Below are 21,162 nucleotides of genomic sequence, written 5' to 3'. Positions count from 1 at the left end.
TGTTGAGTAACGCTGACAAGAGTCAATGTAAAGGTAAAAGTGCTCCCTTCCAACTAGACAGTAAGTTCCGCATCAATGGCTTCAGCAAAAAACCACTGGTGAATACAACACACACCATTGACTTAAAAGAAAAAACACTATCTCATGTATTATTTAGTAATTTGGCCTATCAGGAGCAAATTTATCGATTAAAAGAGTAAAGCATCAGAAATCATAATTAATTATCAGAAAGCGACTGTAAATAAGGCAACGATAAATGAAGGTTATGATGAACAGCTAGAGTTATTTGAGGGGAACCTTAGGAGGCAGGAAAGAACTATTGATTCTTTGGATCCAGAATCTGAGCTGCCTACTCTGCAAACAATAGCGCATTTATTAGTTAGCAAAAAATGCAGTTGGCGGACATGCGTAAAAATTCTGCTGAAAACAGATCTGAATTATCAATCGAAGAAATTGTCGCGAGGAAGCAAGCTGACGCATTAAAGCGGAAGATCATTAAGGCTGAATCAATCACATCAAGCAACATAACGGATAGGGATTAATCATGAAATATAAACATACACTTATAGCACTCGGTTTACTGTCACTCCAGAGTATGGCCAACGATGTCATTGTTAGATATGAGCAGCCACCTTGGCAAACGAATCAACCTTATATGGACGATGAATATTCTGTCCAGTATGGAAAAGAAAGTGTTAAACGGGATAAATTAATTGATAGTAACTTGTTGAAGTGTAGGAAAAAAGAATATTCCTATACTGAAAGAATGAATTGTATTACTCAAGTCGAGAATGATAATCCACACCCCATGTTGGAAAGAGGAAGTGATGAGTACATACAAACTCATTACATCGATAAGCTCTCATCAGGTACAACAGCAAAGAAACTCAAGAATATATTGAATGAATTAAGTGAAGTTCGCAAAAAAACAAGGCTAGTGACGCAATTTCGTAAGCCAGAAATTGGAGAGTTAACCTTTGAACAAGTTAATAGAGAGATTTGTGAGATAGAGCGCATTATCGGTTTTCTCTCGAGTGGAAAATACTGTGTAAGGTAGAGTCATGGCAACTTTTCTTAGGTTCAGCTTAATTCTGTTTGTATGCTTTTTTCAGCGCGTTATGTTGTTTTGTGCAACGCTGTTTGTGATGTTTGCAGAGATAGTAAATACTGCTATTGAAGCAACAATTGATAGAGTCGGTTTAGAAATCCACCCACTGTCGGGGCTTGCCAAGGACTTGGGCTCTGCAGGCGTGTTGATCGCACTTATCGTTTTTATCTGTATCTGGGGCAGCTGTTTATATCAAAACCTCTACTAGTAATTAATGGCCAATGATGCTTATGTTTGGATGAGAGAAGCCAAACATAAGCTTTAGCGCTAAGCCATTACTTCCTTTTACGTTTGGTTCTTGTTCCTAGAATACGCTTTTTGTCTCTTTGCTTCTTAGACTTACCAGAATTACGGCGAGTGTCTTTAGGCTCTTTACTTAAATCAGGTTCATAGCCAGGCAGCCATTGCGGCGCAAATCGCTCATCTAGGAAAATTTCTATTTCTTCTAGTAGCCACTGTTCATCAATACTCACAAGCGAAATAGCTTGACCGTTTTGTCCAGCACGACCACTACGGCCGATACGGTGCACATAATCTTCAGCAACATAGGGTAACTCAGCATTGAAGACATAGTTTAGCGAGTCAATGTCAATGCCACGAGCTGCTACATCCGTTGCGACCAAGACGCGAATTTCACCTGATTTGAATTGAGATAGCGCTTTGTCACGCGCGCCTTGGGACTTATCACCGTGGATCGCTGCGGTTTTAAGGCCATCCTTGCTCAATTCTGTTGCGTAGCTATCAGCGCTATTTTTTGTGCGAGTAAACACCAGTACCTGATGCCAATTATTTTTGCCAATCAAGTGGGAGATCAGTTCACGTTTACGATCTTCGTCTACCGAATAAAAAGTTTGCGTAACTGTGCTTGCAGTGCTGTTCTGGGATTCAACACCTACTCGCTTAGGGTCGTTCAACCAGGGCTTTACTTGGGATAACACAGCATCATCAACCGTAGCTGAAAATAGCAACGTTTGACGCTGAAGCGGCATAGTGCGCATGATCCGCTTAATTTCCCCCATAAACCCCATATCTAACATGCGATCTGCTTCATCGAAGACCAAGTGTTGAATATTTTTGAGTGTTAATGTGCCTTTAATTAGGTGGTCAAGTAAACGTCCAGGTGTCGCAACCACGATGTCAACGCCCGCTCTTAAGCGTTTTTCTTGCGGACCAATATTTGCACCGCCATATAAGCACACGACATTTAAACAGCTGTTCACCACTAACTTTTCAGTATGCTCAGCAACCTGCTGCGCCAACTCACGCGTTGGGGTAAGTACCAACGCCCTAACCGATTTCTCATTTTGCACGCCGCCTATCAGCATGGAGTGCAAAATCGGCAACATGAAGGCAGCAGTCTTACCGGTTCCAGTTTGGGCACTTGCAATTAAATCAAAACCACTGAGCAGCAGTGGAATACTCTTTTCTTGGATTGGTGTTGGTGACGCAAACCCAAGCTCAGTAATTGCGCTTAGTAGTTCAGGGTGAAGTTGTAACTCGCTAAATGTCATTGTAGATCAGTGTCTATGTACCAAAATTGTGCGGATTATAGCAAAGAATTATCTGAGTACTGTAATCTTCTACTACTGATTTTTATTTAGCCAGAACAACTTCTCAGTTAAGATTAATCACGTTAACGCACAATGCTCAAAAGTGGTAAATAAGGAGATGCTCATGTCACACAAGCAATTGAAACTTTTAGCGGTAAGCCTAGGGTTTCTCGCCCTTGCGCCTTTATGTGGCGTATTCATTGCTGAGCTTATCGTTGCAGTACTGAATTGTCGGGTTTCAGAAAGTGGTCATTCTGATTGTGTTATCGGCGGTATTGATATTGGAATGCTACTTGCCATCTTATATACGGGTGGCTGGTTCGGTATTATCACAGTACCAGTAGGAGGTTTGGCAGCGCTAGTCTGTTACAACAAATATCGTGATTTACAATTGAATAAAAAGCAATAAAAAAGGGGCTAAACGCCCCTTCTCTTCACATCAATTAGGTTAGATTGCTGCGTTTCTAAATTCTTTGACGAATTGCTTAACAGGCATATCGTTACAACGTAAGTTGCGAACCTGTTGGTTATTCAAACGTAGGTGATTTACGCCGTGACGCACTGCGTCTAAGCATAGCTCAGTTGCGGTATCTGTTTTTTCAGCGATTAGCTCAACTTTCTTTTCTTGCTTTTGCGAGCGCTTTGCCGCTTTTGCAAACTCACGGATATCTTCACCATTACAGTGGATGCTTGGTGAGAAGCGAGAAATAAATAGGCCTAGTGATGCAGCTTCTTTACGTGCTGCACTGAAACCTTGCTCTGCTGCAACAGCACATACTTTTGTCGCTGGTGATGCATCAGCTTGAGTGAACTCAACCTGTGAAGCAACAGCCGTTGTTGTAGAAGCCAAAGAAACAAGACCAATGAAAGAGAGAGATTTAAGCATAATATACCCCAATTGAACGATTCGGCGCGGATTATAATTACAATGAAGAATAAGTAAACAGCTAAATCATGCAATTTTGATTATTTAATGATCTATTCACACTAAGCTAAAATCCTCGTTATCCTCGCGCTAAACTTGTGCAAAATTTAACAACTGCCAACATGCGTACCCATTCACTAAAGAAGTTATTTCACCCAAGCGCTGACCCTCTCGTTTTTAAGTGATAAACTTTGTCAAATAACAGCAAGAATCTAAAGAGAGCGCGATGAAAATTGTTTCGTTTAATATAAACGGCCTTAGAGCTAGACTGCATCAATTACAGGCATTGATTGAAAAACACCAACCTGATGTCATTGGGCTGCAAGAAATTAAAGTCCATGACGAAGCTTTTCCGGTCGACGATGTAGAAGCGCTTGGCTACCATGTTTATTTCCATGGGCAAAAGGCGCATTACGGTGTGGCACTACTCTCCAAGAAACCTGCAAAAGCGATACAAAAAGGCTTCGCAACGGATACTGATGAATCACAACGTCGCATGATCAGCGGTACGTTTGAAAGTGATTCAGGTAACGAAGTTACCGTTATGAATGGTTACTTCCCTCAAGGGGATAACATCAACCATGAAACAAAGTTTCCGTATAAAAGACAATTTTATGCAGATCTCATGACCCACTTAAATGATTTTGCCGATCCTCAATCTAACCTTGTGGTCATGGGCGATATTAATATTTCTCCACAGGATGCAGATATTGGTATTGGTGAGCAAAACCGCAAGCGTTGGTTAAAGACTGGTAAGTGTTCGTTCCAACCAGAAGAGCGCGAATGGCTAAAAACACTGCTAGATTGGGGCTTTAAAGATACATTTAGAGTGCTGACACCTGATGCAACCGAAAAATATTCGTGGTTTGACTACCGCTCTAAAGGGTTTGATGATAACCGTGGCCTACGCATTGATGTAGTTCTAGCAACTGCTCCTTTAACTGCGAAGTGTATTGAAAGTGACATAGATTACGAATTGAGAGGAATTGATAAACCCTCAGATCACGCACCTATTTGGGCAACTTTCGACATTTAATCGCCCGCTTTTCCGCCGAGACTGTAAATTCAGTGCTCGGCATATACTAAAATCACCAATTTAAAAACTGGATAGAAACGTGACGTTTATCGCTGCCCTTGGGTTATTTTTACTCAGTTTTCATCGCAAAGAATATCAGCAATTGTTACAAGTGCCTGCCAGACAAACTGGTGTCTTTAGCTGTGCGGTCGTGCTTACATTCCTTTGGCAAATAAAAGCAGGTATCCTACCTGAGTTGAACATTCATATCCTTGGAATAACCGCAGTAACGTTAATTTTGGGCTGGCGGCTAGGCGCACTAAGTGCGACTTTGTCCTGTCTCGTCCACAGTTACTTTAGCGCTTTTACTTTGATAGAGTTCGGTAACTTTTGGTTATTCACTGCACTGCTTCCTGTTTACTTAAGCTATGGACTTTTTGCTCTTTGCTATCATCATTTACCGCGGCACTTTTTCGTTTATATTTTTGTTTGTGCATTTATTTTCGCAGGTACGGTGGGCTGTTTAAAGATACTCCTAAGCGCATTCTATTATTATGCAGTCGATGCCTATACTTGGTATCAGTTGGCGGACAATTATCTCCATTTTGCGGTGATAATGTGGTTCCCGGAAGCCATGTTGAATGGTATGGCCATCACCTTGCTCATTACATATCGCCCACACTGGGTAAAAACTTTTTTTGATAGGGAATACTTAGACAAATGATCTCCCACTACCGCTGTCCACTGTGTAAACTGCCTTTATATCAGGGCGGTGCCAGCTACAGTTGCAATAATAATCATCAATTTGATATTGCCAAAGAAGGCTATGTCAACTTGCTACCCGTGCAAAATAAAAAATCAAAACAACCGGGCGACAACCAGGAAATGGTTGCTGCGCGTCGGGCATTCTTCGAAACCGATCACTATCACTTTCTACGTGATAGACTTGCACAAATCGTCTCTGAAAAAGCGCCGGCTACCCTACTGGATTTAGGATGTGGTGAAGGATTTTATACCCGTGAAATCGCAAACCGCTGCGAGAATGCTAAAGTCTATGGAGTCGATATCGCAAAACCTGCTGTCCGCTATGCTGCTAAACGCTATCCTCAAGTAGAGTTTAGCGTAGCCTCTATCAAAGACGCCCCTTTTGAAAATGAATTTGCAGATGTGATTGTGAGTATTTTTGCGCCAGTGTTTGCCGAGGAACTCGCCCGTCTATGCAAACCATCAGGCAGTTTGTATGTCGTCTCACCTGGTGAGCACCATCTATTCGAACTCAAGTCGCTGATTTATGACAATGTAAAGCTCCACAAGGCACCTGAAACTCCACAAGGCTTTGAATTGGTTGAACGAACTAAATTACAACAAACACATAGCATGGAGTTTGAGTGTGTTGAGCACTTAATCATGATGACGCCGTTTGCATGGAAATTTAAGCAACAACACATGGACAGATTACAAAAGATGGATCATATCGAAATCACGCTCTCGTTTTTAATAAACGAATATCAGCGCATGTAACCCAACACCAGATCACCAATTATGAGCAAATCGCTGCCTACTTGCTTGGTAGGCAGGAAAACAGGTCCTACAGATTTTCTTGCGTAAACGCTTTGTCCATCTTATCGAACATATCTTTTAGCAATCGCGCTAAATCTCTGTATCTAGGCTTTCTTGAAGCCAGGGGCGAATCATAGCCATTAGCAACCATCTTTTGATGCAGCTCTGTGTACCAAGAATACAAAGCCGGATTCAACGGCGTTTCAGCTCTTTTACCAAGCCATAATAATCCTTGGACAGGAAGCGATAAAAAGAACAAAGCAATCGCAATGGCTTGAGGAAGATATTGGAAACCCAATTGGCTGGTCTGCAAAAACAGGGTAAGCACCGCCAGCATAGGCATTGTATTTAAAGCAAGTTCTGTCGCCTTGATCACCCTAAATTCAGGGAACAACGGTGCTAACTCCTTGCGCATAGGCCACTCTTTCGAGTATTGACGTCCAAGTTGCACTTGCGAAATAAGACTTTTTTGCATCATAACTCCTAGGTGCTAACTTTTATATAAAAAATGAGGTAAAATCGACGTCTTTACTGTCAACTATACCTTAGTCTAAATGCGTAGCTTATATGCGCTATAGCTTTAAGCTTAATACGCAATAACTGTTATTGTCAAAACGGAAAGTCATTATGTCATCTCAGCATGTTTTGGTTCTTAATTGTGGAAGCTCCAGTCTTAAGTTTGCAATCATCGATAACGCAACGGGAGAGGAGATTTTATCAGGTCTGGCTGAACGCCTAGCTGAACAATCACCACAAATTAAATATAAGTTCCAAGGCAACAAGGAAATCGTGCCCCTAAATAGTGGTGATGCGCACCAGATTGCGATCACAACCCTTGTAAAACTCATCAAAGACCTTGCGTTGGATGCAAGTCTTGTCGCTGTAGGCCACCGCGTGGTACACGGCGGTGAACGCTTTACACACTCTGTCATTATCGATGACTCCGTTATCAATGCTATCCAAGAAACGGCGAGTCTGGCGCCTTTACATAATCCAGCTAACCTACTTGGGATCCGCGCAGCCCAAGCCGCATTTGCACATCTACCGCAAATCGCAGTCTTTGATACGGCTTTCCATCAAAGTATGGATCAAACAGCGTACCTTTATGCCCTACCTTATTCACTATACCGTGAACATGGTGTTAGACGTTATGGTTTCCACGGCACCAGCCATGCTTATGTATCGGCGCAGGCCATCGAGATTTTAGGCTTAAAAGATAAGCCATCTCGTATTATCACTGCACACCTGGGCAATGGTTGTTCCGTTACCGCAATTAAAGACGGTAAATCGGTAGACACCAGCATGGGCTTAACACCATTAGAGGGTCTAGTGATGGGCACCCGAAGTGGTGATATTGATCCGGGCCTGTTCTCGTTTTTAGTTAACCACCTGAACTATTCAACACAACAAATTGACACCTTGTTGAATAAACAAAGTGGCCTTTTAGGTATTAGTGAGCTTTCTAACGATTGCCGTACTATTGAAGAAGCAGCGCAGGAAAATCACTCTCAAGCTACACTGGCGCTTGATATTTTCTGTTATCGTTTAGCCAAACAAATTGCTAGCTTCTTGGTCCCGCTAAACGGTTTAGATGCACTTGTATTTACAGGTGGAATTGGCGAAAACTCTGACGTTATCCGTGAAAAAGTAGTGAACCAGCTTAACTTCCTTGGCATGCATATCAATAAAGAGCGTAACCTCAACGCGCGCTTTGGTAACCAAGGTGTGATCACTGATAAGTCTCACTCTCCTGTCGCTATGGTCATCCCAACCAATGAAGAATGGGTGATTGCCAACGATGCAGCCACGCTTGCTAAAGGAGTGTAATGATGGGTCGTCGTATCATGCTTATTCCTATTTCAACGGGCGTTGGTTTGACGTCGGTGTCTGTAGGAATAGTCCGAGCACTGGAACAAAAAGCGGTAAAAGTAAACTTCTTTAAGCCGATCGCTCAACCTCGTAAAGATGAAGTCGGCCCCGAGAAGTCAACACTCATCGTTCAGCAAGGTTCAACCATTGCCCCACCCACGCCGTTTGAGCTTAGCTACGCTGAGCAAATGATAGGTGATGGTAAAGGCGATGACCTGTTAGAAGAAATAGTGGAGCGCTTTGAAGGCACAGTACAAGACGATGAAGTTGCCATTATAGAAGGAATGGTTCCCACCCGTCGTCAACCTTACGCTGGCCGTGTAAACCGCGAGATTGCGCAAACGTTAGGTGCAGATATCGTGTTTGTCTTAACGCCGGGTAATGACTCTATCGACGAGCTTGAAGACCGCTTAGAGATAGCTGCAGGCAATTATGGCGGTGTAAACCACCCTCGCGTATTGGGCTGTATTTTCAATAAAGTGAATGCACCGCTGGATGAAGATGGCAGAGCGCGCGCCGATCTGGTTGATCAATACAAACCAGAAGAGCTTGAAAACGAAATGAATCGTTTAGCATCGCTGCCTATTTTCAGAAAACACCCATTTCAACTTTTAGGTGCCATACCATGGGACTTTGACTTAGTTGCGCCGCGAGTTATCGACTTAAGCAATTATTTAAAAGCCGAAATCATCAATGCGGGTGATATGGAGCACCGTCGTCTGCGCCGTGTTACTTTCTGCGCAAGAACGGTATCGAACATTCTTAACCACTTTACGCCAGGTGCCCTATTGGTTACTCCTGGCGATCGTTCGGATATCTTAGTTGCTGCGTGTTTATCAGCTATGAATGGCACCAAGATTGGCGCTATCTTGTTAACTGGTGGATTCAAACCAGAAGAGAAGATCATGACCTTATGTGAGCAAGCGATGGATACCGGTCTGCCTATTCTCGCTACTGAGGCTGATACTTGGCGCACTTCTTTGCTATTACATAATTTCAATATGGAAGTGCCAAGTGATGACGAGCAGCGCATCGAGCGCGTAAAACAGCACAACGCTCGCCATATCGATAGCGAGTGGCTGGAAAGTTTGGCAAAAGGGGTCGGTAAAACCCGAAAACTCTCCCCTCCTGCGTTTCGTTATCTGCTGACTGATTTAGCTAGACGTGCGAGCAAAACCATTGTGCTGCCTGAGGGTAATGAGCCTAGAACGATTAAGGCGGCGGCTATCTGTGGTGCGCGAAATATCGCTAAAACCATTCTACTTGGAGATAGAGAAGAGATTGAACGTATCGCCCAGCAACAAGGTGTTGAGCTTAATGAAAATGTGACTATCTTATCTCCAGAAGAAGAGCTGCAAAAGTACATTGCGCCTATGGTTGAGCTACGTAAAAACAAAGGCCTAACCGAGGTTGTTGCAGCAGAGCAACTGCAAGATAACGTCGTGCTCGGCACCATGATGTTAGCCGAAGGCCAAGTTGATGGCTTAGTATCTGGTGCGGTAAATACCACCGCCAATACTATTCGCCCACCACTGCAGTTAATCAAAACGGCACCAGGCGCGTCGTTGGTAAGCTCAGTATTTTTCATGTTGCTACCGGATCAAGTGTTAGTATACGGCGACTGTGCAATTAACCCTGATCCAACGGCAGAACAGTTAGCAGATATCGCAATTCAATCTGCAGATTCCGCTGCAGCATTCGGCATTGAGCCTCGCGTTGCCATGATCAGCTACAGCACAGGAACATCTGGACAAGGTGCAGATGTAGAGAAAGTGCGTGAAGCCACCGAGATCGCACAAAAGAAACGCCCTGATCTCGATATTGACGGGCCGCTGCAATATGATGCCGCCATTATGGAAAATGTCGCACGTAAAAAAGCGCCAAACAGCAAAGTCGCTGGTAAAGCAACGGTATTTGTCTTCCCAGATCTAAATACGGGTAACACCACATACAAAGCAGTGCAGCGAAGTGCTGAACTTGTCAGCATCGGGCCTATGTTACAAGGTATGCGTAAGCCGGTTAATGACCTAAGCCGCGGGGCTTTGGTTGATGACATTGTATACACCATAGCCTTAACTGCTATTCAGGCAACACAAATCGAAGAATAGTCTTCACACTAAGGGCTCAATGCGTGAGCCCTTTTCTTTATCACCTCACTAATCCTTTCTTTTGCCTAGAATTCGGGTGAACCCTCTGGTCTTTAAATTGACTTCGCTATACTATGAATTATACCAATTGGTATTTTTTCAAAGACAAGGGTTGGTAATGTCAAAGCAAACGCTGCAATTGCTCAAACAAGAATTTACGATACATAGCTTGGATTGCGATGACGCTGTTCCACAAGCAGTGTTAAACAGTAAAATCTTTTTTATTGCCAAAACTGAGGATGAACTCTCTATCGTTTGCACGTCAGATATCGCAGTCAGTAGCCTCGCGGCTGAAAACCATTGGAGAGCATTAGAAGTCGTGGGCCCGCTGGGGTTTTCGCTTACGGGAATTATGGCCAATATTTCTGGTGTGCTAGCAAAGTCAAACGTCTCTATTTTTACGTTATCAACGTACGATACCGATTACATCCTGGTAAAAGAAAGCCAAATCCAGCAAGCGATGCTAGCACTAAAAAAAGATGGATATTTATTACTTTGATTGAACTCTCATCACCTATCCAATATCGGCCGATATCCCAAATCGCAAACCCTATTGCCCATATTCCAAGTCCCTTTTCTGGTAAAGTCTTACCGCTAAGTGCGCACCCAAACGCGGCGATTGCGTCAGGAATGTTAGGGATTGGTGTTTGTGTACAAATGCGCGTACCTTTGCTGCTATCTCCTTGTAACGGAAAACTAATCCAGATCAGAAAAAATAACTGCGAATACATTTTACACGCCAATAACGGCTTAAAAATGTTGCTGAGCTTAGAAGTCGGCAATGAGTTTGCCAAACCCGAATATCTCAAAGCAAACAGCTTTGGCAAAACCACGATAAAGCTTGGAGAGCCGCTATGCTTTTTTGATATTCCACTCAGTGAAGCAAAAACCATGGCCGCTATTGTGCTACTCAATGCACAAAAGCTTGGTGCGTGTTATTATCCTTTAAAACAAGTATCTGCGGCCAAAGAGCCGATAATCACAATTGCAAGGGCGTGTGCTTTATGACAATCACCATGTATGGGATCAGCAACTGCGATACCATTAAAAAAGCCAAAAAATATCTTCAAGACAACAATATCGAATTCACTTTTCACGACTACCGCAAAGATGGATTAGACGAAGTTCTACTCACTACTTTTATTGACCAACTTGGCTGGGAAAACGTGTTAAACAAACGCGGGACTACATACCGAGCGCTTAGCGAAGAGCAAAAACAAAATCTCGATGCGCAGTCAGCGAAACAACACCTTTTGGCGGCACCAGCCATGATAAAACGCCCTATTTTGCAGTACCAAGGTCAATATCACTTGGGTTTTAAAGCTGCGCAGTATGATGAGATTTTTGCCTAATGAGCGAAGTAGTTAAGCTCGCTCAAGCTCTGATCCAAAGGGCTTCTGTTACACCTGATGATGCTGGTTGCCAACAATTAATGAATGAACGCTTGGCAAAGCTTGGCTTTACCATCGAAGAACACTTCTTTGTTGATACCCTCAACACATGGGCACGAAAAGGCGACAGCGGACCACATTTTTGCTTTGCTGGACACACTGATGTAGTACCGGTTGGCGACGAGAGTCAATGGCAACACCCGCCATTTGCTGCAGTGATTGAAAATGACATGTTGCATGGCCGTGGAGCTGCTGACATGAAAGGCTCACTTGCAGCTATGATCGTGGCAACAGAAAGGTTCATCGAAAAGCACCCCAACTACAAAGGGTCACTATCTTTTTTGATAACCTCTGATGAGGAAGGCCCTTTCGTGAACGGCACAACTCGAGTTGTAGATTTATTAGAAGCCCGAAACGAAAAAATTGATATGTGCTTGGTCGGCGAACCTTCATCACGCCATGAGCTTGGCGACGTAGTAAAAAATGGACGTCGCGGTTCACTCACAGGACACCTAAAAGTGATTGGAAAACAAGGTCACGTAGCTTACCCTCACCTTGCTAAAAACCCCATTCACTTGTCTGCGGCGGCGATTGCTGAACTCAGTCAGACCGAGTGGGATCAAGGGAATGCATTTTTCCCCGCAACAAGCTTCCAAGTGTCCAATATCAATGGCGGAACAGGGGCTGGCAACGTGATACCAGGTTCCCTGCAAGTACAGTTTAACTTCCGTTTTAGCACCGAAGTTACAGCCGATGAGCTCAAACAGCGCGTTATTGCTATTCTAGACAAGCATCAACTTGATTATGAGCTTAATTGGGTACTGAATGGCTTACCATTTTTAACTGAACCAGGTCCGTTGCTCGATGTGACGATTGCAGCCATCAAAGAAGTGACGGGAAGGCAAACCACACCGGAAACTTCAGGTGGCACGTCGGATGGCCGATTTATTGCCCAAACGGGATGTAAAGTAATTGAGCTTGGTCCAATTAATGCCACAATCCATCAAGTCGATGAATGCGTGAGCTGCAAAGACCTAGATCAATTAGCCTTAATCTATGAAAAGATCTTGGAGAAGTTACTTGCCTAGCAACTATGTGCTTACAAGCGCTGAATGCAGCGCTTGTGGCGTTAATGAATCACATTTGGTTTTTTACCATGGTCGTCATGTGCATAGCGCAATCGTTTCCGATCTCAGTGCCCTCTCCAAAGCTGCAAAAAAGGCAGGTTTTGAGTTTTACATGGCGTCCGCATATCGAGGATTTGAAAGACAAAAAGCGATTTGGAATAGCAAGTTTGCGATGCACCGTCCTGTTTTTGATATCTCTAACCAAGAGGTAGAACTGAGTAATCTCTCAGACATCGACAAAGTAAAAGCAATTATGTTGTTCTCCGCCCTACCTAGTGCTAGCCGCCACCATTTGGGTACTGATCTGGATGTGTTCGCCAAAAACCTTGTACCGACAGGGCAATCACTACAACTAGAACCATGGGAATACCAGCAAGATGGACATCAGCACGAATTTTCGCTGTGGCTTGATGCGCATTTAGCAACTTTTGGTTTCTACCGGCCTTATGATTGTTATCGGGGGGGAGTTGCTGCGGAGCCTTGGCATATTAGCCACCAGCTAACGGCATCAAAACTTGCCACGCTGCAGTCCGTTGATGCGATTGGTGCCGTGCTGAAACGCAGTGATATCAAAGGTAAAGACGCAATATTGGCGAATCTCAGCGCACTACATCAGCAATTTATCACCAATGTAGCGCAGCCATAACGACTGTTCCGAGCTTAAGTTACTTAGACTAGAAACGAAAGGTTATTTGTTTTTGTCGTGGATAGCATCAAGTCTTGCCAGTAGACTTGAGGTATCAAAACGGTTGCCGCCAAGCGCTTGAACATCCGCATAATATTGGTCCACTAAAGCTGTAAGCGCCAAATTAGCACCGTTACTTCTTGACTCGTCTAGTGCAATGCCTAAATCTTTTCTCATCCAATCGACTGCAAAACCAAAGTCATATTCGCCTGATAACATGGTTTTATAACGATTTTCCATTTGCCAAGAGCCAGCAGCCCCCTTAGCAATCGTTTCAATCACTTTTTCACCATCAAGACCCGCTTTTTTAGCAAAGTGCAAGCCTTCTGCGAGCCCCTGTACCACACCTGCGATACAAATCTGATTGACCATTTTACACAGCTGCCCTGCACCCACTTCTCCAATTAATTGGCTAAAGCGAGCAAACGCGGCCATGATTGGCTGCGCTTTTGCAAACGTACTTTCATCTCCTCCAACCATTACCGTCAACACGCCATTTTCTGCACCAGCCTGACCTCCTGATACAGGAGCATCTAGGAATTCAACTTGTAATTTTTTCGCTGCTTGCGCTATTTCACGGGCAACCTTTGCAGATGTTGTAGTATGATCAATTATCACCGCTCCCGGTTTCACTCCCGCTAATACACCACTTTCGCCATATACGACTGAGCGTAAATCATCATCGTTACCAACACACATAAACACAAAATCACAGTCAGTCGCTGCGTCTTTAGGTGTAACTGCAAAGTTGCCAGCATACTCCGCGGCCCATTTTTCGGCTTTGCTGGTAGTACGATTGTATACCGTGACTTGGTAACCCGCCTTTTGCAAATGCCCAGCCATTGGATACCCCATGACGCCTAATCCTATAAATGCGACTTTCACTGACATATTTCTGTCCTATTTCGTTGTTATCTTAATAAGAATGGAGTTTTTATACCCGAGCACCTCTGTCATAGCAAATGAAAAAACCGCTTTGATACCGAATAACATGAATAAATCACACGGAGCCTGAAAGGATGGAGAATATTTATCGTTTTAGTGCACAACTTATTGATGGCCAAGTTTTGCCATTACAGTCTCTGGCGGGAAGACCGTTATTGATCGTTAACATTGCGAGTAAATGTAGCTTTGCGCCACAACTTTCTGCATTTGAAAAACTATACAACAAATACAAACCTTTTGGATTTGAGGTATTGGCCTTTCCTTGTAATCAGTTTGGTCGCAACGAACCACTTGAAGATGAAATGCTTAAAGAATTTTACAATACGCATTTCAATTTAAGCTTTAAGATCTGTACTAAAACACAAGTCAACGGACCTGATGCACATCCATTGTTTAGCTACTTAAAATCTCATACCCGTGGTATCGCCCAAAACCGCGCAATTAAATGGAATTTTACCAAGTTTCTAATAAACTCAGAAGGCATGCTAGTATCAAGATATGCCCCAAGAACAAAACCAGAAACGCTTAAGTCAGTGATAGAGAGCCACATTAATCATGAGAATCGCCCTATTCAGTTCGCAAAACTATGAAGTGCCATTTTTTGAACAAGCCGTAAATTCCTACTCTGAACTTGAAATAAGTTTTATTAGTGAGTCACTCAGTGAAAATACGGTTTCACTGTGTCGGCACTATGACGCGGTTTGTGTATTTGTAAACGATACTGTAAATGCGCAAGTGATTGATAAACTGGCTGACTATGGCGTTAAAACCATCGCCCTACGCTGCGCAGGTTTCAATAACGTTGATATTCAACAAGCAAAACAGCGTGACATAAAGGTTGTCCGTGTTCCAGCCTACAGCCCAGAAGCGGTTGCAGAACATTGTATCGCGTTGATGCTAACGCTCAGCCGCAAGACACATAAGGCCTACAATCGAGTTCGAGAAGATAACTTTGATCTCAACGGTTTACTTGGTTTTAATATTTATAATAAAACGGTCGGTATCATCGGCTGTGGCAAAATTGGCCAAGCCTTAGTCAGTATCTTGAACGGCTTTGGCGCCAATGTGTTGGTTTATGACCCAAACATTGGAGAAGGCCCCTACACTTTGGTCTCTCTAGATATCTTACTAGCACAATCGGATATTATTAGTTTGCACTGTCCGCTTAATGAATATACTCATCATATTATTGATGATGCTGCGTTTGCCAAAATGAAAGCGGGTGTAATGCTTATTAACACCAGTAGAGGCGCCCTGTTAGATAGCAAAGCCTGTATCGCCGCGCTCAAGTCTAAACGACTCGGTTACCTCGGCTTAGACGTGTATGAGCAAGAGTCAGAGCTATTTTTTAAAAACCACAGTGAAGAAATAATTCAAGACGATGTTTTCTCGCGTTTGGTTAGCTTTCCCAATGTACTAGTTACAGGGCATCAAGGCTTCTTTACCAAAGAAGCACTAAAACAAATTGCAACAATAACCTGTGAAAACCTCGACGCAGCAAGGTTGGAAAAGCCGTTGTTAAACCAAGTAGTCTGATTTCAGAACCAAAAAAAAGAGCATATCAATTATGATGTGCTCTTTTGGTTACTTCAAAGTCGGGGGAAGTAATTTGATTTATGCTTTACTCTTCAATTCAGCTGTAACCTGAGCTAAACCTACTTCTGAAATTCTCATCGTGATCTCTTTTTGCTTAGCACTCAATAAAGAAATACCTTCAGCAACCATGTCATACACTTTCCAGTCTCCATCTTTGCTTTGACGAAACTTAAAATGCATGTCTATATCTGGTTTTGATTGCTCTCTTATTACCACCTTAACCGTCGCAAAATCAGCACCATCAGAAACCGGTAACTCTTCAAACAATACGTCTTGGCCTTTGTACTGTAAAAGTGCATTAGCGTAGGTAGATACAAGATAGTTATCAACCGCACTAATAAACTCGATGGCTTCGTCTCTTTTTAGCCCTTTAATATGTTTGCCAAGCAATTTAAAAGATACGAACTTCACATCGATGTGTGGCATCAAGCGACTACGTACTATGCCCTTCATCTGAGTTTCAGTTGCCTTGCCATCTTGATTAACCGTTTTTATATCAGCAAATAACTTATCGCCAACTTGGTTAATTAATTCATAAGGTGTGTCATTCGCAAACGCGGCACCTGAGAAGATGAGAAAACTGAAAATAACAAGTAACTTTTTCATTGTTTAATCCTTATTAAACCGATGGCACTAGTCTATCCAATTTGACGAGTGCAAATAAACATATCAATTCGCACCAAATTGATGCCTCCCTGACATCAATTGACGCAATGTAAAATTTCGCCTTGCGATAACAATGACTCTCTATGAAGCCGGAAAGAAATGACGTGTTCCCTTCATGTCGAGGCCTGCCGGGAAGTATACGGTGTTCAAACGATGAAAAATGTCAGAAATTGTATCAATTTATTTGGACGCTGAGCCTAGCGAATGCAGCCAAGCTCAGTATTGTTGCGTAAAGGGGATAAATCATTTTTGCTCGTGGGGACTACAGTTTCATATCTGCCGCAAAAAACGTGATGTTATCGTCGCTTTCTAGCTTTTTCAGCGTTTCAATTAACGCATCATGCTGCGGTGAAATTGATTCAAGTTGCTGCAAAGTAATTTCGTTTTTTTCAAGCTTTTCAGCCAGGGTATTGCCAATAAATGCCATTCTCTGCTGCGCACAAACACTGTTGGAAAGCCAACTGCCACACAAAGAAACGATGCCTATATTTGGCGCTTTCTTCATTAAGACGTGTTGTTCAATAGCAGGTAATCCCGCTAAGCAACTTACTCGACCACAAAATATCAAATGTGAAATCAATTGTTGGGTATGTGTACCTGTTAAATCTAGTGCGCCTTGCACCTCTGCTGCACCAAAATGAAGCTGCAGGGCATCGGCTAGGCCGGCAAAATCAGACTGGGTATACACGAGATCCGCACCTAGCTTTTCAAGCAGCTTTTTATATTTGGACTCGGAACATGCCGCCACCCCAAGCCCCACCTGTTTGGCAAACTGTATTGCCATTTGGCCTACTGGATGATGAGCAGATTCGATTAAAACTGTATCACCTGCATTTAGTTGAAGCTTAAATAGCGCTATTAATGCGCACATAGCCGGTGCGATTGCCGCTGAGGCGAGCTTACCATCAACATTTTCTGGCAGTACAGTAAGTGCGTGACTTGGCACCAAGGTAAATTCACTCATCGTGCCTTGCTCTCGAATGTCACCATGCCAAAAAACCCGTGTACCAGGCTCTGGAAATCCCGTTTTACATGCTTTTTCCACAACACCCACAGCATCCACACCAAACACTCTATTCGGTGTTTCTTCACAGGGGCAATTGGCCACTTTGGTATCGATAAAGCTTAAACCAACGTATTCAACTTTGACCAAAACTTGATCATCGGTTGCCTCAGGTAAGTTAATTTCTCCCTGCTCGAAGGTAAGTCCATTTGTGTGATTGAATCGGACTGCTTTCATCATATGCCTTTGCGTTATGTTAAAAATAAAGTAGTGAGACTAAATTCATTAAACCATTGTTAGCATTTTGCCACAACTTTATTAGTGTAAATATGCCCCTCGCAATTCCAATTGTTTAGTGTCACAATGGCATCAGTCTTATTGAACTTTCTCGCCTTATGGATATTAGCAGCAGATTATTAATCTTTTTAGATGTCGTGGAACGAGGTTCCTTTGCCAGTGCGGCGCAACTGAGAAATATCGATCGCTCTGTTATTTCTAAGCAGATGACCAAGCTGGAAGAAGAACTCGGTGTAAGATTAATGAATCGTACAACTCGTTCTTTCTCGCTCACCTCTGCAGGTTCCGAAATGGTAAAAAAAGCAGAAGAGCTAAGGCTACTACTAAACGATACTCAACGCATCGCACAGAATTACCATACCGAGCCTAAAGGTTTGCTTAAAATTGCCAGCTCTACTGTGGTGGGTCGACGCTATGTGCAACCTGTTATCAATGACTTTCAAAAACGTTTTCCTCATGTTGAGGTTGAGCTTAGGCTTGAAGACAGACTCGTAGACTTAGTGGGTGAAGGCTTTGATTTGGCTTTTCGTGTCGGCGAGCCGAAAGATTCATCGCTTATCGCCCGCAGAATTGCACGCAATCGATTGCTCATATTAGCAAGCCCGACGTTCTTAAAAACTCATGGCACGCCAAACTCGCTTGAGGAGCTCAGCGAATTACCTGCCGCGACCTACGCCAGTGATGCGTTAAGGTTTACCAGTATCACCTATCAAGACGAGCAAGGCATCGAGCAGCAAATGCCTGTGAAGAGTATCTTCAGAACCAACGACGGAGATACATTGATGGAAAGTGTGCTATCCGGTACTTGTTATATTGTTGCACCAGCCTTTTTAGTCGGTAAAGAAATTACTGAAGGCAAATTACAACCGATTTTGACTAATACAAAACTGGTCGATTTTGCTGCGATGTATGCGCTCTATCCTCATCGTGATTTACCAGTCAGGACTAGGCTGTTTCTTGATGCATTCCGTGCATATATCGGTGAAGAAACCCCAATATGGGAAACTGAAATCCCAGGGTTTGAACAAATGTACGGCTTTATCCCACCTAAACCCATGTTAACTTTCTAGTCGAGGCAATTTATCCGTATATCTTGGTATTAAGCTTTTTGGCGAGGGGGTTATAGACCTCAACCGTCTAACCTTTTCATCGCGCCTCTCACCATGTTCTGGGAATTAATCCACTTTACGCATTCGCTTAGCGAGAGCGGTTCACATATCTGAAAACCCTGAATATAAGGACAGTCTAAACTATATAAATACTGCAAGCAGGCATCACTTTCAACACCCTCGGCAACAATACTGCAGTTCAATTTACGCGCTAAAAACATACTGGTTTCTACTATGGCTTGATCTTTTTCACTTTCATGACTTAGCCTGACAAACGAGCCGTCTATTTTTATCTGCGAAATTGGTAACTCTTTTAGAATAGAAAATGAAGAAAAACCGGTCCCAAAATCATCAATACTCACTGCAAATCCCATATCTATCAATGTTTCAATTAAGCTTCTCGCTTTTTCCACCTCTTCCATCACGGTGCTTTCTGTAAGCTCAAATACTATATGGGTTGGGTCTACTCGATGAGTATCTAATAGCATGGCAAGAGTATTAATTAGATTCTGTTCAGCAAAGTCTTGGCAGGAAAGATTAATGTGCACAACTAACTTGTTATCTATTTCGGTCAAAATGGCGAGATCTTGGAATACACGATTGATCACAAATGCACTCACTTGCCTGATCAAATTATTGCGCTCCGCTAACTCGATAAACTGATCTGGCATTATCATTGAGCCATCAGGCTGAGGCCACCTTATTAGTGCTTCTACTCCATGAATATCACCGCTTTGAGAACACACTATCGGTTGATAATAGAGCGTCAGTTCACCTCGAGCGAGCGCAACTTTGAGGTTAGCCAAAAGTTGAAATTCGGCCTCAATTCCCTCATGAAGCTCTTCATCAAAAATAACAATGCTCTGACGGCTATGTTTGGCCGAATACATGGCAATATCAGCTTGCTTCAAAAGGTCAAACACATCAAGTTGGCGTGATTTAGTCCATAAGCTTGCTCCTGCACTATATGTCACGTCCAGCTGCAACTCTTCAATTTCTATACCTGACTTTAATTCGCTGAGCAGTGCATTATTTTGAGAGTAAATACAATTTACGTCTGTCACGTCCATCAGGATGATAAATTCATCGCCGCCCATGCGATATAACTTGCTACGAGGAAGCAGTGCTGCGCGCATTTTATGGGCAAGTTCCACCAGCAATTTATCACCAAAGAAGTGCCCTTTTGCATCATTGATCTGTTTAAAATTATTCAAATCAACCAAGATTACACTAAAGTCAAGCTGCTGATGTTTACGTTCATTAATGGCATCTATGCAGCGCTGACGATTCTCCAAATCCGTTAAAAAATCATGTTCAGCGTTATATTTGGCCTGCGTTGCAATTTCATTTAATTCTTGCAGGCTAGTTAGACTTAGGCAATTCACCACAAAAACAAAAATGGAGCCAAGAAACAGGATTAAACTTAAGCCTTGCTCAATAAAACTAGCGCTATTGTGATCGTACAGGAAGTAGGCAAAGCTCAAGTATCCGAGTTCAAACAGAGCCATAAGAATTAACAACACTCGCCACCCGACCGATGAGGTTAATCGACATATTTTAAAGGCCGGAGAAAAAGCTAATCCCATGATAAAGCTGCCAGCTAATACTAATATAAGTGCAATCAAAGGAATCGTCGTGCATGGAATACAATGGTTAGAGTATAGATTATAAATCTGCCCTTGCTCGGGACAGGCTAAATTATTCAACAATTGGCGGGGAATATAGTAGCGGGCTTGGCAGCCCGCTCATAGGCCGGTTGGCCTTGATTAACAGTTTTTTAGAATTCGGTAAAGTTGATCTTTTAACCACAGCCTCTTTTTCTTCAGTGATTCAAGATACTCATCACTTGAGTGCTCTACACCGTCTTCAATTCGAATAACTTCATTGTCTACTTCATGGTAATCTTTAAAAAGTTTTGAGAAATGTCCATCAGACAGTTTTAATTCATGAATTCTGTCTTTAAACTCCGGCAGTTCTTTAGCTAGGCTGTGGCGTTCAATATTCATCATTTTATTCCCATAATTAGCTAGGTAATCTGAGTTTAGGTACAAACCTCAGACTAAGGCTGAAAATGCATTTGAGTTTTGGGTAGACCCAATCAATGCGCCGTTAGTGACAGTGATTTCGAATACATTTTTTGAAGTTACTGTCTGATTGGGTCTGTATCCA

The 21,162-nt window shown here is 42.9% G+C and carries 25 protein-coding genes; 17 read left to right on the top strand and 8 right to left on the bottom strand.

Features of this window, described 5'->3' with window-relative positions:
- Window positions 1–2 precede the first annotated feature (2 nt).
- The 3 genes from CWC03_RS01415 (at window position 3) to CWC03_RS01405 (ending at window position 1,316) form a co-directional block, all read left to right on the top strand.
- Window positions 3–200, top strand: coding sequence for a hypothetical protein (locus CWC03_RS01415; protein ID WP_138580281.1), 198 nt, complete (start codon window positions 3–5; stop codon window positions 198–200).
- Window positions 201–544: 344 nt separating this feature from the next.
- Window positions 545–1,057, top strand: coding sequence for a hypothetical protein (locus CWC03_RS01410; protein ID WP_138580280.1), 513 nt, complete (start codon window positions 545–547; stop codon window positions 1,055–1,057).
- A 4-nt stretch (window positions 1,058–1,061) separates the two neighbouring features.
- Window positions 1,062–1,316: a diacylglycerol kinase gene (locus tag CWC03_RS01405; RefSeq protein WP_249313918.1), complete on the top strand. Its 255-nt coding sequence runs from the start codon at window positions 1,062–1,064 to the stop codon at window positions 1,314–1,316.
- Window positions 1,317–1,383: 67 nt separating this feature from the next.
- On the opposite strand, the gene CWC03_RS01400 is transcribed toward CWC03_RS01405, so the two are convergent.
- Window positions 1,384–2,619 carry a DEAD/DEAH box helicase gene (locus tag CWC03_RS01400; protein ID WP_138580279.1) on the bottom strand — a complete coding sequence of 412 codons (1,236 nt, stop codon included), beginning with the start codon at window positions 2,617–2,619 and terminating at the stop codon, window positions 1,384–1,386.
- 163 nt (window positions 2,620–2,782) lie between these two features.
- Here CWC03_RS01400 and CWC03_RS01395 point away from each other — a divergent pair, with 163 nt between their 5' ends.
- Window positions 2,783–3,067 carry a hypothetical protein gene (locus tag CWC03_RS01395; RefSeq protein WP_138580278.1) on the top strand — a complete coding sequence of 95 codons (285 nt, stop codon included), beginning with the start codon at window positions 2,783–2,785 and terminating at the stop codon, window positions 3,065–3,067.
- Window positions 3,068–3,106: 39 nt separating this feature from the next.
- Here CWC03_RS01395 and CWC03_RS01390 read toward each other — a convergent pair whose 3' ends face one another.
- Window positions 3,107–3,544: an exonuclease III gene (locus CWC03_RS01390; protein WP_138580277.1), complete on the bottom strand. Its 438-nt coding sequence runs from the start codon at window positions 3,542–3,544 to the stop codon at window positions 3,107–3,109.
- A gap of 265 nt (window positions 3,545–3,809) precedes the next feature.
- Here CWC03_RS01390 and xthA point away from each other — a divergent pair, with 265 nt between their 5' ends.
- From xthA to rlmA, 3 genes are all read left to right on the top strand, one after another.
- Window positions 3,810–4,619, top strand: a complete 810-nt coding sequence (xthA, locus tag CWC03_RS01385) for an exodeoxyribonuclease III (RefSeq protein ID WP_138580276.1) — start codon at window positions 3,810–3,812, stop codon at window positions 4,617–4,619.
- A gap of 79 nt (window positions 4,620–4,698) precedes the next feature.
- Complete coding sequence (locus CWC03_RS01380) at window positions 4,699–5,322, top strand: energy-coupling factor ABC transporter permease (RefSeq protein ID WP_138580275.1); 624 nt, start codon at window positions 4,699–4,701, stop codon at window positions 5,320–5,322.
- Window positions 5,319–6,119, top strand: coding sequence for a 23S rRNA (guanine(745)-N(1))-methyltransferase (gene rlmA, locus CWC03_RS01375; RefSeq protein WP_138580274.1), 801 nt, complete (start codon window positions 5,319–5,321; stop codon window positions 6,117–6,119). The genes CWC03_RS01380 and rlmA overlap by 4 nt, the downstream gene beginning before the upstream one ends.
- A 67-nt stretch (window positions 6,120–6,186) precedes the next feature.
- Here the strand turns inward: rlmA and yfbV are convergent, their stop codons facing one another.
- Window positions 6,187–6,633: a terminus macrodomain insulation protein YfbV gene (gene yfbV / locus CWC03_RS01370; RefSeq protein WP_138580291.1), complete on the bottom strand. Its 447-nt coding sequence runs from the start codon at window positions 6,631–6,633 to the stop codon at window positions 6,187–6,189.
- A gap of 152 nt (window positions 6,634–6,785) precedes the next feature.
- Here yfbV and CWC03_RS01365 point away from each other — a divergent pair, with 152 nt between their 5' ends.
- From CWC03_RS01365 to CWC03_RS01335, 7 genes are all read left to right on the top strand, one after another.
- Entirely contained in the window at window positions 6,786–7,985 is a 1,200-nt protein-coding gene (locus CWC03_RS01365) for an acetate kinase (protein WP_138580273.1), read from the top strand.
- A gap of 2 nt (window positions 7,986–7,987) precedes the next feature.
- Entirely contained in the window at window positions 7,988–10,135 is a 2,148-nt protein-coding gene (gene pta, locus CWC03_RS01360; protein WP_171040188.1) for a phosphate acetyltransferase, read from the top strand.
- Between the two features lie 157 nt (window positions 10,136–10,292).
- Window positions 10,293–10,673 (top strand): ACT domain-containing protein, encoded by a 381-nt coding sequence (locus CWC03_RS01355; protein ID WP_138580271.1) that lies wholly within the window; start codon window positions 10,293–10,295, stop codon window positions 10,671–10,673.
- The gene (locus CWC03_RS01350; RefSeq protein WP_138580270.1) at window positions 10,670–11,182 is read left to right on the top strand and encodes a PTS glucose transporter subunit IIA; all 513 of its coding nucleotides are present in this window, start codon (window positions 10,670–10,672) and stop codon (window positions 11,180–11,182) included. Before CWC03_RS01355 ends, CWC03_RS01350 begins: the two co-directional genes overlap by 4 nt.
- Window positions 11,179–11,526, top strand: coding sequence for an ArsC family reductase (locus tag CWC03_RS01345; RefSeq protein WP_138580269.1), 348 nt, complete (start codon window positions 11,179–11,181; stop codon window positions 11,524–11,526). The genes CWC03_RS01350 and CWC03_RS01345 overlap by 4 nt, the downstream gene beginning before the upstream one ends.
- Window positions 11,526–12,653 carry a succinyl-diaminopimelate desuccinylase gene (dapE, locus tag CWC03_RS01340; protein ID WP_138580268.1) on the top strand — a complete coding sequence of 376 codons (1,128 nt, stop codon included), beginning with the start codon at window positions 11,526–11,528 and terminating at the stop codon, window positions 12,651–12,653. Before CWC03_RS01345 ends, dapE begins: the two co-directional genes overlap by 1 nt.
- Complete coding sequence (locus tag CWC03_RS01335; protein ID WP_138580290.1) at window positions 12,646–13,338, top strand: M15 family metallopeptidase; 693 nt, start codon at window positions 12,646–12,648, stop codon at window positions 13,336–13,338. Before dapE ends, CWC03_RS01335 begins: the two co-directional genes overlap by 8 nt.
- A 42-nt stretch (window positions 13,339–13,380) precedes the next feature.
- On the opposite strand, the gene CWC03_RS01330 is transcribed toward CWC03_RS01335, so the two are convergent.
- Window positions 13,381–14,268, bottom strand: a complete 888-nt coding sequence (locus CWC03_RS01330) for an NAD(P)-dependent oxidoreductase (protein WP_138580267.1) — start codon at window positions 14,266–14,268, stop codon at window positions 13,381–13,383.
- Between the two features lie 128 nt (window positions 14,269–14,396).
- Here CWC03_RS01330 and CWC03_RS01325 point away from each other — a divergent pair, with 128 nt between their 5' ends.
- Complete coding sequence (locus CWC03_RS01325; protein ID WP_138580266.1) at window positions 14,397–14,912, top strand: glutathione peroxidase; 516 nt, start codon at window positions 14,397–14,399, stop codon at window positions 14,910–14,912.
- Entirely contained in the window at window positions 14,878–15,858 is a 981-nt protein-coding gene (locus tag CWC03_RS01320) for a 2-hydroxyacid dehydrogenase (RefSeq protein ID WP_138580265.1), read from the top strand. The genes CWC03_RS01325 and CWC03_RS01320 overlap by 35 nt, the downstream gene beginning before the upstream one ends.
- Window positions 15,859–15,936: 78 nt before the next feature.
- Here the strand turns inward: CWC03_RS01320 and CWC03_RS01315 are convergent, their stop codons facing one another.
- Window positions 15,937–16,524, bottom strand: a complete 588-nt coding sequence (locus tag CWC03_RS01315; protein WP_010605056.1) for an MlaC/ttg2D family ABC transporter substrate-binding protein — start codon at window positions 16,522–16,524, stop codon at window positions 15,937–15,939.
- Window positions 16,525–16,846: 322 nt separating this feature from the next.
- Window positions 16,847–17,827, bottom strand: a complete 981-nt coding sequence (locus CWC03_RS01310; protein WP_249313917.1) for a zinc-binding dehydrogenase — start codon at window positions 17,825–17,827, stop codon at window positions 16,847–16,849.
- 155 nt (window positions 17,828–17,982) lie between these two features.
- On the opposite strand from CWC03_RS01310, the gene CWC03_RS01305 reads away from it, so the two are divergent.
- Window positions 17,983–18,954 carry a LysR substrate-binding domain-containing protein gene (locus tag CWC03_RS01305; RefSeq protein ID WP_010605058.1) on the top strand — a complete coding sequence of 324 codons (972 nt, stop codon included), beginning with the start codon at window positions 17,983–17,985 and terminating at the stop codon, window positions 18,952–18,954.
- A 59-nt stretch (window positions 18,955–19,013) separates the two neighbouring features.
- On the opposite strand, the gene CWC03_RS01300 is transcribed toward CWC03_RS01305, so the two are convergent.
- Both CWC03_RS01300 and CWC03_RS01295 read right to left on the bottom strand, forming a co-directional pair.
- Window positions 19,014–20,516 carry a putative bifunctional diguanylate cyclase/phosphodiesterase gene (locus CWC03_RS01300; RefSeq protein WP_249313916.1) on the bottom strand — a complete coding sequence of 501 codons (1,503 nt, stop codon included), beginning with the start codon at window positions 20,514–20,516 and terminating at the stop codon, window positions 19,014–19,016.
- 243 nt (window positions 20,517–20,759) lie between these two features.
- On the bottom strand, window positions 20,760–21,002 hold the full coding sequence (locus CWC03_RS01295) for an HP1242/YdcH family protein (protein ID WP_502705363.1): 243 nt from the start codon (window positions 21,000–21,002) through the stop codon (window positions 20,760–20,762).
- Window positions 21,003–21,162 lie beyond the last annotated feature (160 nt).

This window comes from Pseudoalteromonas sp. S2755, from assembly GCF_005886535.1.
Classification (GTDB): Bacteria; Pseudomonadota; Gammaproteobacteria; order Enterobacterales; family Alteromonadaceae; genus Pseudoalteromonas.
The sequence above is the reverse complement of the archived record's forward strand: the minus strand, read 5'-3'. Positions and strand labels throughout refer to the sequence as shown.

What these genes read in the sequence shown, in the direction of transcription:
- CWC03_RS01410 (WP_138580280.1), top strand. Translation starts at nt 545, where the DNA reads ATGAAATATAAACATACACTTATAGCACTCGGTTTACTGTCACTCCAG.
- CWC03_RS01405 (WP_249313918.1), top strand. Translation starts at nt 1,062, where the DNA reads ATGGCAACTTTTCTTAGGTTCAGCTTAATTCTGTTTGTATGCTTTTTT.
- CWC03_RS01400 (WP_138580279.1), bottom strand. Translation starts at nt 2,619, where the DNA reads ATGACATTTAGCGAGTTACAACTTCACCCTGAACTACTAAGCGCAATT.
- CWC03_RS01395 (WP_138580278.1), top strand. Translation starts at nt 2,783, where the DNA reads ATGTCACACAAGCAATTGAAACTTTTAGCGGTAAGCCTAGGGTTTCTC.
- CWC03_RS01390 (WP_138580277.1), bottom strand. Translation starts at nt 3,544, where the DNA reads ATGCTTAAATCTCTCTCTTTCATTGGTCTTGTTTCTTTGGCTTCTACA.
- xthA (WP_138580276.1), top strand. Translation starts at nt 3,810, where the DNA reads ATGAAAATTGTTTCGTTTAATATAAACGGCCTTAGAGCTAGACTGCAT.
- rlmA (WP_138580274.1), top strand. Translation starts at nt 5,319, where the DNA reads ATGATCTCCCACTACCGCTGTCCACTGTGTAAACTGCCTTTATATCAG.
- yfbV (WP_138580291.1), bottom strand. Translation starts at nt 6,633, where the DNA reads ATGCAAAAAAGTCTTATTTCGCAAGTGCAACTTGGACGTCAATACTCG.
- CWC03_RS01365 (WP_138580273.1), top strand. Translation starts at nt 6,786, where the DNA reads ATGTCATCTCAGCATGTTTTGGTTCTTAATTGTGGAAGCTCCAGTCTT.
- pta (WP_171040188.1), top strand. Translation starts at nt 7,988, where the DNA reads ATGGGTCGTCGTATCATGCTTATTCCTATTTCAACGGGCGTTGGTTTG.
- CWC03_RS01355 (WP_138580271.1), top strand. Translation starts at nt 10,293, where the DNA reads ATGTCAAAGCAAACGCTGCAATTGCTCAAACAAGAATTTACGATACAT.
- CWC03_RS01345 (WP_138580269.1), top strand. Translation starts at nt 11,179, where the DNA reads ATGACAATCACCATGTATGGGATCAGCAACTGCGATACCATTAAAAAA.
- dapE (WP_138580268.1), top strand. Translation starts at nt 11,526, where the DNA reads ATGAGCGAAGTAGTTAAGCTCGCTCAAGCTCTGATCCAAAGGGCTTCT.
- CWC03_RS01330 (WP_138580267.1), bottom strand. Translation starts at nt 14,268, where the DNA reads ATGTCAGTGAAAGTCGCATTTATAGGATTAGGCGTCATGGGGTATCCA.
- CWC03_RS01325 (WP_138580266.1), top strand. Translation starts at nt 14,397, where the DNA reads ATGGAGAATATTTATCGTTTTAGTGCACAACTTATTGATGGCCAAGTT.
- CWC03_RS01320 (WP_138580265.1), top strand. Translation starts at nt 14,878, where the DNA reads ATGAGAATCGCCCTATTCAGTTCGCAAAACTATGAAGTGCCATTTTTT.
- CWC03_RS01315 (WP_010605056.1), bottom strand. Translation starts at nt 16,524, where the DNA reads ATGAAAAAGTTACTTGTTATTTTCAGTTTTCTCATCTTCTCAGGTGCC.
- CWC03_RS01310 (WP_249313917.1), bottom strand. Translation starts at nt 17,827, where the DNA reads ATGATGAAAGCAGTCCGATTCAATCACACAAATGGACTTACCTTCGAG.
- CWC03_RS01305 (WP_010605058.1), top strand. Translation starts at nt 17,983, where the DNA reads ATGGATATTAGCAGCAGATTATTAATCTTTTTAGATGTCGTGGAACGA.
- CWC03_RS01295 (WP_502705363.1), bottom strand. Translation starts at nt 21,002, where the DNA reads ATGATGAATATTGAACGCCACAGCCTAGCTAAAGAACTGCCGGAGTTT.